Source organism: Rhodococcus sp. Q, from assembly GCF_005503035.1.
GTDB lineage: Bacteria > Actinomycetota > Actinomycetes > Mycobacteriales > Mycobacteriaceae > Rhodococcus_G.
Map to the genome: position 1 here is coordinate 1 of NZ_SCOY01000002.1, position 17,437 is coordinate 17,437.

Here is a 17,437-nt window from a genome sequence, read left to right on the forward strand (position 1 = left end):
CCGCTGCCCTCGCCCCGCCCCGCCGCGCGTACCAGCGGCGCAGCTGCGCGAAGTCCAGTGCCTCGCCGCCGAAGACCACGTACCGCAGCGAGGTGAGGAGCTGTCCCGCGGAGGCGCGTTCGGCCTCGGCGAGCTGGTAGAACGCGGTCGGGGTCTGGTTGAGGACGGTGACGTGCTCGCGTTCGAGCAGATCCAGGAACGCCTCCGGCGAACGGGAGGTGTCGTGGTCGACGACCACGAGCCGACCACCGTGCAGGAGCGGACCCCACAGTTCCCAGACGGAGAAGTCGAAGGCCGCAGAGTGGAACATCGTCCATACGTCGGTCTCGTCGAACCCGAAGGTGTCGCGGGTGTTCTCGAACAGGGTGAGCACGTTGCGATGCGGCACGAGGACACCCTTGGGGCGTCCGGTGGAGCCGGACGTGTAGATGACGTACGCCACCGACTCCGGAGTGAGGGGCGCGCGGCGGTCGCGGTCCGTCACCGGCCGATCGGAGGCGCCGCGCAGCGCCGCCACGACGGCGGGATCGTCGACCGCGAGGGTCGGGACGTCGCCGGCGGGCAGCCGCTCGGCCTCGGCGCGGGTGGTCACGGTGCACACGGGTGCGGCGTCGGCGAGGGTGAACGCGTGCCGCTCCGCCGGATGCCCGACGTCCAGGGGCAGGTACCCGGCGCCCGATTCGATCACCGCGAGCAGCGCGACGACGAGGTCGATGCCGCGGGGTAGTGCCACCGCGACGAGGGTTTCCGGTGCGGCGCCCGCGTCGATCAGGACCCGCGCGAGGCGGTGCACGCGGGACGCGAGGTCGGCATAGGTGAGGGTGAGGTCCCCGGCGGTGACGGCGGCGGCGTCGGGGCGGCGGCGTACCGCGTCCGCGAACGCGGCGGCGAGCGTGACGTCCGGGGCACGGCGGCCCGGCAGGTTCCAATCCCCGGTCATCGCCTCGAGCTCGGCGGCCGTGCACAGATCGAGGTCGCCGACCGGCCGGTCCGGATCCGCGTCGACCTGCACGAGGAGTCGCCCGAAGCGGTCGGTGATCGCCACCGCGGTCGCCTCGTCGAAGACGTCCGTCGCGTACGTCAGCGTCCCGGTGATCCCGTCGGGAACCCCGTCGTCGGTGAACGTCTCCGCGAGGGTGAACTGCAGGTCGAACTTCGCGACCGGCAGGTCGGGTTCGATCGCGGTGACGGTCAGACCGGGCAGCGTCAGCGCCGGCAGCTCGTTGTTCTGGAACTCGATCAGCACCTGGAACAGCGGCGTGTGGCTGGTGGAGCGGTCCGGGGCGAGCGCATCGACGAGGACCTCGAACGGCAGGTCGGTGTTCTCGAACGCCGCGACGTCGCGGGATCGCATGCCCCCGATCAGATCCCGGAACGACCGCGCCTGCGGGACGGGGCTGCGCAGCACCAGGGTGCCGACGAACATGCCGACCATGTCGTCGAGTGCCGCGGCGCCGCGACCGGCGACGGGAGTGCCGATCGCGAGGTCGTCGCTGCCGGTGAGGTTCGACAGCAGCAACGCCACCGCCGCGTGCATCGTCATGAACATCGTCGCGCCGCGACTGCGGGACAGGTCCGCGAGCGCCCGGTGCGTGTCCGCGTCCACGCGCAACGGCACCCGGGCACCGATCATGTTCCGCTGCGTCGGGCGCGGCCGGTCGGTCGGCAACTCCAGCACCTCGGGCAGGTCCGCGAGTTCGCGGGTCCAGAACGCCAGTTCGGCGGCGTGCCGGGACGTCGGATCATCCGGGTCGCCGAGCAGATCCCGTTGCCACAGCGCGAAGTCCGCGAACTGCACGGCCAGCGGGTCGCGGTCGGCCGCGGCGGGGTGACCGGCGACGCGGGCCTGGTAGGCGACCATCACGTCCCGGGCCAGCGGAGCCATCGAGTACCCGTCCGCGCAGATGTGGTGCACGACGATCGCGAGGACGGCGTCGCGGGGTCCGGTCACGAACACGGCCACCCGGACCGGGACCTCGGCGGTGACATCGAATCCGGCGCCGACGAACTCGGCGAGGCGCGCGGGCAGGTCCGCTGCGGTGACGGTCCGCACGTCGAGGTCCGTCGCGGTCCCGTCGTCCGGGGCGGCGCCGAGGATCACCTGTTCCGGTTCGCCGTCCTCGCCGAGCGGGTACCGGGTGCGCAGCGACTCATGCCTGCCCTGGACGTCCCGCAGCGCCGCGGCGAGGGTCGCGACGTCGAGGTCGCCGGTCAGCCGGACGGCGAGCGGAATGTTGTAGGCCGGTGAGGTGGTGTCGAACTGGTTGAGGAACCACATCCGCTGCTGCGCCGGTGAGAGCGGCAGGTGCTCCGGCCGGGGGCCCGCGGCCAACGGTGGGCGGGCCGCGCCGCCTCCGCTCCCGGCCGCGATGTCGGTGCTCAGCGCGTCGGCGACGGTACGGACGGTCCGGGCGTCGAAGAGGGTCCGCACCCCGACCGGCGCGTCCAGGGTCGCGGTCAGCCGTGCCGCGACGCGGGTCGCGATCAGCGAGTTGCCGCCGAGGTCGAAGAAGTCGTCGTCCGCGCCGACCCGGTCGACGCCGAGAACGTCCGCGAACACGTCCGCGACCGTCTGTTCCAGCGGAGTGGAGGGCGGCACATACTGCGCTGCGGCGAAGTTCGGTTCCGGAAGTGCACGTCGGTCGAGTTTGCCGACCGGGGTCAGCGGGATCTCGTCGAGGAACGTCACCGACTCCGGGACCATGTGCGCGGGCAGCCGGTCGCGGACGAAGGCGCGGATCGCGGTTGCCGTCGGGCGCGGGTGGTCCGAGCCGCCCGCACTGCCGTCCCCTCCCGTGGTGACGTAGGACGCCAGATGGGTGTCGTCGCCGATCTTGTGGGCGACCGTGACCGCGAACGTGACGTCGGGGTGCGCGGCGACCGCGGAGTCGATCTCGCCGAGTTCGATGCGGAACCCGCGGATCTTGACCTGGAAGTCGCTGCGGCCCAGGTAGTCGAGCGTCGGGGTGTCGGTGTCGTCGAGGCGCCAGCGCACGAGGTCGCCGGTGCGGTACATCCGCTCGCCCGGTGCGAACGGGTTGGCGACGAACCGGCCCGCGGTGAACCCGGGCCTGCCGTGGTAGCCGCGGGCCAGGCCGGGCCCGCACAGGTACAGCTCACCCGGCGCCCCCGCGGGCACGGGCTGCAGCCGTGACCCGAGCACCACCTGCGTCGCCCCGAGCACCGGACCACCGATCCCGACGGGGTCCCCGGCGCGCAGGGGGGCACTGATGTCGGCCATGATCGTCGCTTCGGTGGGTCCGTACCCGTTGAAGAACCGGCGATCCGGGTGGTCGGCCGTCCATCGGGTGACGAGTTCGGGTGGGCAGGCCTCGCCGCCGACGAGCACGGAGGTGAACTCGTCCAGTCCGGCCGGGTCGACGGTTTCGAGTCCGGCGGTGGTGACGAACGAGTGGGTGACGTGTTCGCCGGCGATCAGGTCGGCGAGGTCGCGGCCGCCGTACACGCCGGGCGGTGCGATGACCATCGTCGCGCCCGCACCGAACGCGAGCAGGTAGTCGAGGACGGCGCCGTCGAAACTCGGGGACGCGAAGTGCAGGGTGCGGCTGCGGTGGTCGGCGCCGAGTCGGCGTCGCAGTTCGTGGTTGAAGACGTCGAGGCCGCGGTGGGTGACGACGACTCCCTTCGGGGTGCCGGTGGATCCGGACGTGTAGACGACGTATGCGGCGTCGTCCCGGTGCAGCGGGGCGCGCCGGTCCGTGTCCGTCACGGGGTCCGCGGACACCGACGCCAGCATGTCGGCGGCGTCGGGCCCGTCGAGGCGCAGCCAGATCACCTCCCCCGGCAGCCGGGTTTCGGTGTCGGTGAGGGTGACGCCGTGCACGGACCCGGAATCGGTCAGCATGTGCGCGATGCGGTCCGGCGGATAGGTGGGGTCGACGGGCACGAACGCGGCACCGGTCTTGGCGACCGCCCACATCGCGGTCACCGAGTCGGCGGACCGGGCCAGGGCGAGTGCAACGGTCGTGCCGGGGCCTGCGCCGCGCGCGATCATCACCCGCGCCAACCGGTTCGACGTCTCGTCGAGGTCCCGGTAGGTGATCGAGTGGTACGGCCCGTCCGCACCGGGTCGGTGCCGCAACGCGACCGTGTCGGGGTGGGCGGACGCGGTGTCGGTGAGGATCTGCGGCAGCGTCCGGTGCACGCCGGCCGGCGGGCCGGGTGACACCGTGGGGACGGGGCCCCGCGCGGGTGCGAGCAGCGCGCGTTCACGCTCGTCGAGCAGCAGCAGTCGCGGCAACGGCACATCCGGGTCGTCGACGAGGGTGCCCAGGACCTGCGCGAGCTGCCCCCCGAGCCGCTCGACGAGGGCGTGGTCGAACACCTCCGGGAAGTACTCGAGGTCGAGGGTCAGGTGGTCGTCGTCGGACGCGATCAACGCCAGCGGGTAGTGCGCGGCGTCGGCGGTGTCGTGGACGTCGATCACCCGCATGCCTGCGATGTCGGTGTCGGCGGTCAGTGCGTGCCGGTCGATCGGGTACGACTCGAACACGGTGAGGGAATCGAACACGGCGCCGGGCCCGACCGCGCCGACGATGTCGGACAATCCGACGTGGTGATGGTCGAGGAGGGTGGCCTGCTCGGACTGCAGCCGGGTACTGGCTTCGATCAGCGTCTCGTGCGGTGCGAGCGTGACGCGCACGGGCAGCGTGTTGATGAACAGGCCGACCATCGCCTCGATGCCCGGGATCTGCGGGGGCCTGCCCGCGACGGTGCCACCGAAGACGACGTCGTCGCGTCCGGTCAACTCCCCCAGCACGATTCCCCAGGCGAGGCGCACCATCGTGGACAGGGTGATGCCGCGATCGCGGGCCAGGGACCGCAGGCCTGCGGCCACATCGGTGTCGAGGTCGACGCGCACCTGCCGCGACGTCTCGCCTGCCGCCCCACCGTGATCGAGCAGGGTCGGGTCGGTGGCCCCGGCGAGGGCGTCGCGCCACGCGGTCAGCGAGTCCGTGGTGTCGCGGCCCGCGAGCCAGTGCAGGTAGTCGCGGTAGGGATGGACCCGCGGCAGATCGGTGTCGTCGCCGCCGGTCGCGTACAGGGTCAGCAGGTCCCGCAGCACCAGCGGCATCGACCAGCCGTCGAGGAGGATGTGGTGGTTGGTGAGGACGATGTGGTGCGTGTCGTCCCCGGTGCGGATCATCGTGATCCGCAGCAGCGGCGCGGTCGCCATGTCGAATCCGCGGGCCCGGTCCTCGGTCATCAGCCGTTCGAGTGCGGCGTCCCGGTCGGCGTCCTCCAGGTCACCGAGATCGACCTCGACCCAGGGCAGTTCGACGCTGCGGTGCACGATCTGTACCGGTCGGCCGTCGTCGTCGGGCACGAACGCCGCCCGCAGGTTGGGGTGCCGGTCCAGCAGCGCCTGGCCGGCGCGGCGGACCCGCCGCGGGTCCGCGCCGCGCACCACCAACGTCAACTGCACGGTGTAGGAGTCGACGGCCCGCCCACCCGGCGCCGCGCCCGATCCGGCGGCCTCCGCGTGGTACAGCAGACCCGACTGCAGCGGTGAGAGCGACCAGATCTCCTGCAGACCCGGATGCCGGGCCTCGATGCGGTCGATCGCCGGCTGGTCCAGGTCGACGAGGTCGACGTCGGACGGGGTCAGGCCACCGGCGTCCGGGCCGGTCACGTGCCGCGCGAGCGCCGTCAGCGCGGAGGTCCACAGACCGGCGATCTCGGCGACCTCCGCGCCGGTCAGCACACCGGTCGGGTACGCCCACGTCGCGCGGAGCACCGGCCGGTCGCCCTGCATCGTGGTGACGGCGTTGACGTCGAGGACGGACGCCAGCGGCATGTCCCGGTCCTGGGCGCGCTGCATGTCGACGTCCCCGACCGGGGTCCATGTGGCGTCGGCTCCGCCCGCCGTCAGGTCGGTCGCGAACCGGCCCAGGTAGTTGAACGAGACCTGCGGTGCGGCGTGGGCGGCCAGTTCGGGACCGGCATCCGGGTCCAGGTACCGCAGCAGGCCGTAGCCGACGCCGCTGTCGGGGATCGCGAGCAACTGTTCCTTGACGGCCTTGATCGCCGTGCCCGCCGACCGTCCACCCGCGAACGCGTCGTCCAGGTCGACACCGGGCAGGTGCAGCCGCAGCGGGTGCAGTGAGGTGAACCAGCCGACGGTGCGGGACAGGTCGGCGCGGCCTTCTCGGGCGGAGCCTCGGGCATGGGTGGCCACGACCTGCTCTTCGCGGCCGTGCCCTTCGAGCCCGAGGAGGGTGCCGCCGGAGACGTCCTGTCCGCGGTCGTGACGCCACCGGGTCAGGGCCAACGCCAGCGCGGCGAGCAGGCCGTCGGCGACGCTGCCGTGGTACAGCTCGGGGACCGCGGTCAGGACGGCGTCGCTGACGTCGGTGGGTACCTCGACCGTGATCCGTTCGGCGGTGGACTCGACGTCGACGGCGGGGTCCAGGGGCCGCGACCCGATCACGGGGTCGGGACCGGTGTGCACGGCCCGCCAGAGGTCCAGTTCGTCGCGTCGCGAGCCCGCGACGTCGACGAGTGCGTGCGCCCACCGCCGCATCGAGGTGCCGACCGGCGCCAGTGCCGGCTCCTGGCCCGCGGTCACGTGCGACCACGCGATCGCCAGGTCCGGGACGAGCACCCGCCACGAGACGCCGTCGACGACGAGGTGGTGGATCACGACCATCAGCCGGTCCTCGCCCGCCGCCGAATCGAGCCACACGACCTGCACCATCACGCCGTTCACCGGATCGAGGCGGTCCTGGGCGGCGTCGAGGACGGCGAGTGCCGTCGACGCGTACTCCGGGGTTCCGGGCGCCGACCGGACCGTGACCCGCCGCACGCACGAGGCGGCGTCGACGGCGCCGACGGGCCGCGTCTCCATCACCGGCCCCGTGGCGGGGTCGTCGATCCGCAGTCGTGCCCGCAGCATGTCGTGGCGGTCGATGACGGCCTGCACCGTCGCGACGAGCGGCTCGAGCGCGGTGAGATCGCGGGGGGCGCGCAGCATCGTCGGCTGGGACATCCGGCCGAACCGGTCGATTCCGTCGCGTGCCCCGTCGGGGTGCCCGCTGCGCTCGATCAGCCACCGGACGATCGGGGTGGGCGGCATGTCGCCGACACCGCCGCCGGGCAGTTCCTCCAGCGCGGGCACGGGTGCGTCGCCCGTTTCGGCGACGGCGGCGAGCGCGGCGACCGTCTTGTGTTCGAACACCTGCCGCGGGGTCAGCTGCACCCCGGCGTCCTTGGCGCGGGCCACCAGCTGGATGGACATGATGCTGTCGCCGCCGAGCGCGAAGAACGAGTCGTCGACACCGAAGTCGGTCTCGTTCAGGCCGAGTACCTCGCCGTACAGGGCGACGAGGGTGGTTTCGGCGGCGCCGTTCGCGGCGCGCCGTGTGGCTGTGCGGGCGGTGAAGTCCGGTTCGGGCAGGGCCCTCCGGTCCAGTTTGCCGACCGGGGTCAGCGGCAGGTCGTCGAGGACGACGAGGGCGGCGGGCACCATGTACGGGGCGAGTTGGGTCGCGGTGAACGCGAGCAGGTCGTCGATGTCCACGTGGTCCACCGCAGGCACCACGTACCCGACCAGACGCGGTCGCCCGGCGGTGTCGGGGTGGGCGACGACGACGGCTCGGGCCACGGACTCGTGGCGGGTCAGCGCCGACTCGACCTCGCCGAGTTCGATGCGGAAGCCGCGGATCTTCACCTGGAAGTCGCTGCGCCCCAGGTACTCTAGCTCCCCCCGGCCGTCCCCCGTCGCTCCGCTCGTCTTGCCGTTCCAGCGCACGAGGTCCCCGGTCCGGTACATCCGACCCCCGGTGAACGGGTCAGCCACGAACCGCTCGGCCGTCGTCCCCGGACGATTCCGGTACCCGCGGGCCACGCTCGGACCCGTCACGTACAGCTCCCCCACCACTCCCGCCGGGACGGGATGGAGCCGGTCGTCGAGGACGACGACCGCGCCGCCGGTCGGCGGCCGGCCGATGGTGACGGGCCTGTCGGGGTCCATCGGTCCGGTGACGGTGGCGACGACGGTCGCCTCCGTCGGGCCGTACGCGTTGAACATCGATCGGTCTCCGGTGGCCCACTGGCGCACCAGTTCCGGCGGGCAGCTGTCTCCGCCGGTGGCGACGCGTCGCAGGTCCGGCACCGCGTCGGCGTCGACGGAACCGAGGGCGGCGGGGGTGATGAAGGCGTGCGTGACCCGTTCCCGGCGGAGCAGGTCGGTGAGTTCGCCGCCGCCGATCACGTCCGGCGGCGCGACCACCATCGTCGCGCCCGCGCCGACGGCGAGGAGCAGTTCGAGGATCGACGCGTCGAAGCTCGGCGACGAGAAGTGCAGGGTCCGCGACTCGGCGTTGATCTCGTACCGGCGGCGTTCGTCGGCAGCGAAGCTCGCCAACCCGCGGTGGGTGACGATGACGCCCTTCGGCACACCGGTCGAGCCGGACGTGTAGATGAGGTAGGCGGGATGATCGATGCGGAGCGCGGTGGTGCGGTCCGCGTCGCCGATCGGCCCGTCGCCTGCGTCGGTGGATGCGTCGTCGTCGAGGGTGACCGCGACGACCCCGTCCGGGACGATGCCGCGTTGCTCGTCGAGGGTGACGGCGAGGGCCGCGCCGGAGTCCTCGAGCATGTGCAGGATGCGGTCGGCCGGATAGTTCGGGTCCACCGGGACGAACGCGGCGCCGGTCTTCGCGACCGCCCACACGGCGACCACGGACCGCGGGGACCGCGGCAACGCGACCGCGACGACGGTGTCCGGGCCCGCGCCGAGCCCGATCAGGCGGCGCGCCAGCCGGTTCGACGCGGCGTCGAGTTCCCGGTATCCCATGGTGGTGCCGTCGGCGCCGTCGACGAGGGCGATGCCGTCGGGGTTTTCGGCGACGGCCGCGGCCAGCAGGTCGGGCAGGGTGCGCGGGGGCACGGGTTCGGGTCCGCGTACCGGGGCCAGTGTCGCCGCGGTGCCGGCGTCCAGGACGGTGACGTCCCCGACCGGGGCGTCGGGTGTCGCGGTCACCGACGCCAGGATCCGCCGCAGCCGCCGCGACAACTCGTCGACGGTGGAGGTGTCGAAAAGGTCGGTGGCGTAGGTGAATCCGGCCTCGATTCCGGCGGGGGTGCCGTCGGGGTCGAACTGTTCGGTGCAGGTGAGCTGCAGGTCGAAGTTCGCGATGGACACCTCGAGGTCGACCGCCGACACCGTCAGACCCGGCAACTCCAGCCGGGCGCGTTCGGTGTTGCGGAACTCGAACATCACCTGGAACAGCGGTGCGTGCGCGGTGCTGCGTTCCGGCGCCATCACCTCCACCAGCCGCTCGAACGGCAGGTCGGACTGATGGAAGGCCTGCAGGTCGCTTTCCCGGACCGCCGACAGCAGGTCGACGAACGACAGGTCGGGCCGCACGTCGGTGCGCAGCACCAGGGTTCCCACGAACATGCCGACCATGTCGTCGAGTTCGGGTTCCCCGCGCCCGGCGATCGGGGTGCCGACGGCGACGTCGGTGGTGCCCGACGAGCGGGCAAGCAGGATCGCGAGCGCCGCGTGCATCGCCATGAACACCGTCGTGCCGCGTTCGCGGGCCGTCGCGATCAGCCGCCGGTGCAGTTCTGCGTCGATGGTGAACGGCGCCACCGCCCCGCGCAGCGACTGCGTCGCGGGCCGGGGCCGGTCGGTGGGCAGCGGCAGCAGATCCGGCAGGTCCGCCAGGGTGGTGGTCCAGTAGTCGAGTTGCCGGGCCATCAGGCTGTCCGGGTCGTCCGCGGCGCCGAGCACCCGTTGCTGCCACAGCGCGAAGTCCGCGTACTGCACCGGCAGCGGCGTCCATTGCGGCACCAGTCCGGCGGTCCGGGCGCCGTACGCGGTCATCACGTCCCGCGCCAGCGGCGCCATGGAGAAGCCGTCCGCGCAGATGTGGTGCAGCACGATCACCAGCACGTGCGCCTGCGGCGCGGTCCGCAGCAGGGCGGCGCGCAGCGGGGGCGCCGCGGTGACGTCGAAGCCCTCCGACGCCAGCGCGGTGATCCGCTGCGGCAGATCGGGTTCGGGCACCGACACCGCGGTCAGGTCGAGGGCGACGTCGGCGGTCGCGACGACCTCCTGCGTCGGTGCGCCGCCGACCAGTGGGAACCGGGTCCGCAGCGCCTCGTGCCGTTCCAGGACGTCGCCGACAGCGGCCTGCAGCGCGTGGGTGTCGAGGTCGCCGTCCAGTCGGATCGGCATGACGATGTTGTACGCCGGTGAGGTGGTGTCGAACTGGTTGACGAACCACATGCGTTGCTGGGCGAGCGCGACGGGGACCGGTGTCGGTCGTGGTTCCGGAGTGAGCGGGGGCCGGTCGGTGGCGGCCGCGGTCGCCGACTCGACCCGCAGGGCCAGCGTCGCGACAGTCGGCGCGTCGAACACCTCGCGGACGCCGATTCGGCTGCCCAGTGCCGCGTTCGCGCGGGCCACCAGACGGGCGGCGATCAGCGAGTTGCCGCCCAGGTCGAAGAAGTTGTCGTGCACCCCGACCCGCGGCGCCGCCACCAGGTCGGCGACGATCGCGCAGAGGATCTCCTCGACGGGGTTGCGGGGGGCGACGAACTCCGCCGACGACACCACGAACTCCGGTTCCGGCAACGCCCGCCGGTCCAGCTTTCCCGTCGACCCGAGGGGGAACTCGTCGAGGACGAACACCTGCGCGGGCACCATGTACGCGGCCAGTTCCGTCGCCGCGGCGGCCCGGACCGCGGCCGGGTCGACGTCGCGGCCCGGTTCGGCGACCACGTAGCCGATGAGCGATTCGCCGGTGATGTCGTCGCGGTGCACCACGACGACGGACTGCGCGACCCCGTCGGCGCCGAGGAGGGCGGCCTCGACCTCGCCGAGTTCGATGCGCTGGCCCCGCAGCTTGACCTGGAAGTCGCTGCGCCCCAGGTATTCCAGGACGCCGGCGCTCGGCCGGCCGGGTGCGCGGCTCGGGCGTTCGAGCCACCGCACCACGTCGCCGGTGCGGTACATGCGTGCGCCGGGGTCGGGGGCGAACGGGTCGGCGACGAACCGGTCCGCGGTCAGGTCGGGACGCCCGACGTAGCCGCGGGCGATCTGGACGCCCGCGAGGTACAACTCGCCGCGCACCCCGACCGGGACCGGGTGCAGCCGGGAGTCGAGGACGTAGAGCCGGGTGTTCCACACCGGCGAGCCGATCGGCACGGTGCCCGTGTCGGCGGCGGAGATCTCCCAGGCGGTGACGTCGACCGCGGCCTCCGTCGGCCCGTACAGATTGTGCAGCGCGGCGCCGCAGAACCGGCGGAACGTCTCGGCGGTCGCCGGTGGCAGGGCCTCACCGCTGCAGAACACGCGCAGCAGGCCGGCGCACTCCTCGGGCCGCGCCGCGGACAGGAACGTCGCGAGCATCGACGGCACGAAGTGCATTGTCGTGATGTGTTCGGCGGCGATGATCCGGGACAGGTAGTCGGGGTCGCGGTGGCCGTCGGGGGCCGCGACGACGAGCCGTGCTCCGGTCATCAGGGGCCAGAACAACTCCCACACCGACACGTCGAAGGTCACCGGTGTCTTCTGCAGCACCGCGTCGGAGCTGTCGAGCGGGTACGTGTCCTGCATCCATTGCAGCCGGTTCACGATCGCGCGGTGGGTGACCTCCACCCCCTTCGGTCGGCCCGTCGACCCGGACGTGTACAGGACGTACGCCGCCGAATCCGGGTGTGGGTCCGGCAGGTCGACGGCCGGCTCGGCCGCCGGATCGAGGTCGTCGAGGAGTAGGAGCGGCGCATCCTCGGGCAACCGGTCGACCAGCGTCGTGGTGGTCAGGACGACGGTGGGGCCCGCACTGTCGAGGACGTACCGGGTCCGAGCCTGCGGGTGGTCCGGGTCGAGCGGCACATATGCCGCGCCGGCGCCGACCACCGCGTGGATCGCGACGAGGAGGTCGTCGGAACGGCGCAACGCCACCGCGACCCGCGCACCGGGCCCGACGCCGCGGGCGACGAGGACCCGCGCGAGATCGCCGACCCGCGCTCCGAACTCGGCGTAGGTCCAGCTGTGGTCGCCGAAGACCAGGGCGACGCCGTCCGGGGTGCGGCCGCGTTGTGCCCGCAGCAGGGCGGGCAGCGTGTCCGGCGCGACGGGGACCGAGGTGTCGTTCCAGTCCTGCACGACGCGGCGGTGCTCGTCCGCGCCGACGACGGGCAGGTCGCCGACCACGGCGTCCGGGGCCGCGGTCACCGCCTCGAGGACCCGGACGAAGCGGTCCGCCATCGCCGACATCGTGGTGTGCTCGAACAGGTCCTTCGCATACGCGAACTGGGTGTCCAGCGGCCCCGGTGCACCGTCCGCGGTGGTGTGCTCGGTGGCGATCACCTGCAGGTCGAACTTCGCGGTGCCCGTGTCGACGTCCTCCACGTCCGCCGTGACACCCGGCAGCTCCAGGTGTGCGTCGACGGCGGCCTGCAGCACGAGCATCACCTGGAACAGCGGCGAGTGCGCCGTCGTGCGGGCCGGGTTCATGGCGTCGACGAGCACCTCGAACGGCAGGTCCGTGCGACCGAGGGCGGCGAGGTCGTCGGCGCGGACGCGGTCCAACAGCGCGGTGAACGGTTCCGCCGGGTCGACCTGCGCGCGCAGCACGAGGGTGCCGACGAACATGCCGACGAGGTCGTCGAGCCCCGCCTCGCCGCGCCCCGACACCGGCGACCCGATGGAGATGTCCGACTCGCCGCTCGAGCGGGCCAGCAGCACCGCCAGCGCCGCGTGCAACACCATGAACAGGCTGGTGCCGCGGTCGTGCGCGAGGGTGAGGAGCCGGGCGTGCAGGTCCGCGTCGAGTGAGACGTCGACCGTTCCGCCCCGCATCGAGGCCCGCGCCGGACGCGGCCGGTCGATGGGCAGCGACAGCACCTCGGGGGCGCCGGCGAGCGCCCCGGTCCAGAACCGCAGCTGCCGCGCCAGCAGGCTGTCCGGGTCGTCCGCCGACCCGAGCAGGTCCCGCTGCCACAACGCGTAGTCGGCGTACTGCACCGGCAGGGGCGTCCACGTCGGTGCCCGTCCCTCGATCCGCGCCGCGTAGGCGGTCAGCACGTCCCGTGCCAACGGTCCCATCGACAGCCCGTCGGCCGCGATGTGGTGGACGACGAGGACCAGCACATGGGTGGTGGGCGCGATCCGCAGCAGCGTCGCGCGCAGCGCCGTGCTCGTGGTGACGTCGAACCCCGTCGTCGCCAGGTCCCGCACCCGGGGGCGCAGTCGGTCGACGGGCACGTCGACGGGCGTCAGGTCCGGGGTGGCCTCCGTCGCGGACCGCACCTGCTGGACGGGCCCGGTCGGGGTGTTCGGGAAGACGGTGCGCAGCGTCTGGTGGCGGTCGACGACGTCCCCGAGCGCGGCGGTCAACGCCGTCACGTCCAGTTCGCCGGTGAGCCGCACCGCGATCGGGATGTTGTACACCGCGGACGTGGTGTCGAGTTGGTTGACCACCCACATCCGCTGCTGCGCCAGCGACACCGGAACCGGGGTGTCGTGCAGTCGCGGCTCCAGCGCCCGCCGCACCCCCGTGGTGTCCGCGACGTCGCCGCGTGCCGCGAGGGTTGCCACCGTCGGCGCCTCGAAGAGGTCGAGGACCCCGAGCGAGGTCCCCAGCGCGGCGTTGATCCGGGCGACGACCCGGGTGGCGATCAGGGAGTCGCCACCGAGGTCGAAGAAGCTGTCGTCGACGCCGACGCGGGCGGCGCCGAGAACATCCGCGAAGACCTCCGCGATGCGACGCTCGGTGTCGGTGGCCGGCTCGCGGTAGGCGGTCGTGGTGGTGTCGAACCGCGGCTGCGGCAACGCCCGCCGGTCCACCTTCCCCGCCGGGGTCAGCGGCAGGGTGTCGAGGACGACGAGGGCGGCGGGCACCATGTGCGCAGGCAGCGACGCGGCCGCGTGGGCCAGCAGCGCGGCCTCGTCGACCACGGCCCCCTCGGCGGGCAGCACGTACCCGACGAGCGCCAGGTCGCCCGACTGCCGCAGGTGTCCCGCGGTGGCGGCGAACGCGACCGCGGGATCGGCGCGGAGCACCGAGTCGATCTCGCCCAGCTCCACTCGGAACCCGCGGATCTTGATCTGGAAGTCGCTGCGCCCCAGGTATTCCAGCTCCCCCTGGCCGTTCCAGCGCACGAGGTCCCCGGTTCGGTACATCCTTCCCCCGGTGAACGGGTCCGCCACGAACCGTTCCGCCGTCGTCCCCGGACGATTCCGGTACCCGCGGGCCACACTCGGGCCCGTCACGTACAACTCCCCCACCACTCCCACCGGGACGGGATGGAGCCGGTCGTCGAGGACGAGCGACCCGCTGCCCCGCGAGGGTCCACCGATCGTCACCGGCCGGTCCGCTGTCAACGGTGAGCTGATACCCGCGACGACGGTCGTCTCGGTCGGGCCGTACGCGTTGAACAGGCGCCTGTCGTCGGTGGTCCACTGCTGGACCAACTCCGGTGGGCACACGTCGCCGCCGGTGATCACGCACCGCAGGTCGTCCAGTCCGGTCGGGTCGACGGACGCCAACGCTGCCGGGGTGACGAACCCGTGCGTGACGTTCCGCAGCACCTCCTTCAGTTCCTCGCCGCCGTACACCGTCGGCGGCGCGACGACCATCGTCGCGCCCGATCCCACCGCCAGCAGCAGTTCGAGTATCGACGCGTCGAAACTCGGCGACGAGAAGTGCAACGTGCGACTGTCCGCGGTCACCTCGAACCGCTGCCGCGCCTCCTCCATCAGGTTCGCCAACCCGCGGTGCGCGACGACGACCCCCTTCGGCAGACCCGTGGACCCGGAGGTGTAGATCAGGTAGGCGACGTCGTCGACCCGCGCCCGCGGCAACTCCGCCGCGGGTGGTGCCGTGAGATCGACCTCGTCGACGTCGAACCATTCGACCAGGTCGGGCAGCTGGTCGCGGTGTGCCCGGACGGTCAGGCCGAGGGAGGCGCCGGAATCGACGAGCATGTGCTCGATGCGGTCCGCCGGATAGTTCGGATCGACCGGCACGAACGCGGCACCGCACCGCACGACCGCCCACCACGCGGTCACCGATTCGATGGATCGCGCGATCGAGAGCGCCACCACCGAGCCGGGTCCGGCGCCGCGACCGGCGAGGACCGCGGCCAGCGCGGCGGAGCGGTCGGCGAGTTCCCGGTAGGTGAGGGTGCGGGCGCCGTCGACGACGGCGGTCCGGTCCGGTCCGGCCTCGACAGCGTCCGACATGAGCTGCGCCAACGTCCGCGGGTCGGCGCGCGACGGACCCCACACCGGGGCCAGCGCGTCCGCCTCCGCGGCGGAGAGCACCGGGATGTCACCGATGGCCAGGTCGGGGTCCGCGGACACCGCAGCGAGGATGCGTTCGAGGCGGGCGACGACGGTGGCGACGGCTTCCGGTGCGAACACGTCGTTGGCCTCGTGCGCGACGAGGGCCGGAACGGGGCCGGGCCGGTACTGGAGCACCAGGTGGGCGCGGTGGGGATCGACGTCCGGGGCCGTGACGGCGAGCGGAACATCGGGAAGGTCGAGCGTCTCGGCGAGGCGCGAGCGGGGGGTCGAGGCGTGCTCGGCGGCGCGGCGCACGCTGTCGGCGGTGCGGCGGACCTGCTCGGCGAAGGAGGTGGCGGGATCGAGTCGGGAGCGGATGGGCAGCGGATCCGCTGCGGTCCCCCTCCGCATCGGATCCGGTCCAGAAGCGGCCGGACCGTCGGGTGGCTTGTCGGCACTGTAGGAGGGCGGGGTGACATCGGTGGCGGTGGCGAAGTCGTCGGCTCCGGTGAGCCTGCCGACGAGGACGGCGAGCGCGGTGTGCAGCACCGTCACCGTCTCGACACCGATCCGGGTGGCCAGCGCCCGCAACCCGTCCGCGATACCCGAACCGAGGACGAATTCCGTTGTGGTGTAGCCGGGTTGCCGCTGGTCGGGCCTGGCTCCGGGCAGGGTGGGTGCGACGGGCAGTCCGGCCAACTCCGTGCGCCAGTAGTCGACGTCGGCGGCGGTGCGCAGCCGATCGTCGCCGATGGCCGCGGACTCGGGATGGACGGAGTCGACGCGGGCGTCCGGTGCGGCGGCGACGAACTCCTCGACGAGGGCGACGCACCGCCGGTGGTGCTCGCGCAGGTCGTCCGCCCCGTACCGGTTCGGGTTACCTCGGAAGTCGACGAGTGTCTTTGCCGGAGAGCCACTTTGGTAGATGTTCACCAGCAGGTCCTGGACGGGTCCCGAGGTGACGATGTGGTACTCGCCGACGACGGACCCCAGCGTGATCTCCTGCCGGAACAGCATCACGTTGACCATCGGTCCGGTCAGGCCCTGCCGCGCGCCCGTCAGTCCGGCGTCACGGCGAATGTCCTCGATGCTGCACCGTTGATGCCGCAGCGCACCCATCAGTTCCAGTTGCACCCGCTGCACCAGCGACCTGACGGTGTCGTCGGCGTCGACCTGGATGTGCAGGGGCGCGACGTTGACGAGCATGCCGCCGGACCGCTGCAGGGGCGCGGTGGTGCGCGCCGAGACGGGCAGGTTGACCAGGACGTCACGTCGACCGGTCATGCGCGCGAGATAGCACGCGAACGCGGCGACCAGCACCGCCGCAGGCGTGCCGCCGAACAGGTCGTCGGTGGCACCGAGACGGTCCAGGGTCGGCTGCGAGAGGACAGCGCTCTCGAGCCTGCTGCGGGCAGAGACTGGACCCTCGCCTTCGGCGAGGGTCGATCCGGACTCGATGCCGCGAATGTGTTCGGCCCAGTATTCCCGATCCGAGGCGAACCTGCTCGATTCGCGGTACCCGACGTCCAGGTCGTAGAGCCGCCGAAGATCCAGTGCCCGACTCGGTTCCGGCTCGACGCCCTTCGCCGCGGCCGTGTACAGGGCCGCGATCCGGTTCACCATCGTCATGCCGCTGTACCCGTCGAGCGCGACATGGTGAATCCGTGTGTACCACAGGTAGTCTCGGTCGCCGACCTGGAGGATCGTCATCTCCACCAAGCGGTCGCGGGTGATCCGGATAGGTGTCACGTAGTCGGTGTCGATCCAGGCGTGCGCGGCCGCCATCGGGTCGCGTTCGCCGCGGAAGTCGAAGAAACCGATACTCGAGTCGATCGACGGGTCGACGATCTGACGCGGCTCGCCGTCGATCTCGACCAATGTCAGGAAAGGTGACTGGAACTCGTGCGCCGCCGCGAGCGCGGACTCCCGAAGCAACGGTAGGTCGATGTCGCCGTGCAGTTCGACGTACTGCGCGATGAACGTCGGCACCGTCGGATTGAGCTGCTGCGAGAACCACATCGTCCGCTGGACCGCGGACAACGGAAACGCCCCGGAATCCGACTGCGCGGATCGGGGTTCGGTGTCGTTGTCGCTCGCTGTCGGGTCTGGCCGGCCTCGCTGCGGATCCCGTGTCGATGATGCGTCCCGCTTGGGATCTGGAGAGGAGGAATC

Annotated in this window: 1 protein-coding gene; it reads right to left on the reverse strand. The window is 72.3% G+C overall.

Annotation, left to right across the window (positions count from 1 at the left end):
• Positions 1-17,284, reverse strand: a 17,284-nt coding sequence (locus tag FFS72_RS02390) for a non-ribosomal peptide synthetase (RefSeq protein ID WP_249353107.1), incomplete at its 3' end; no start/stop codon positions are given.
• Positions 17,285-17,437 lie beyond the last annotated feature (153 nt).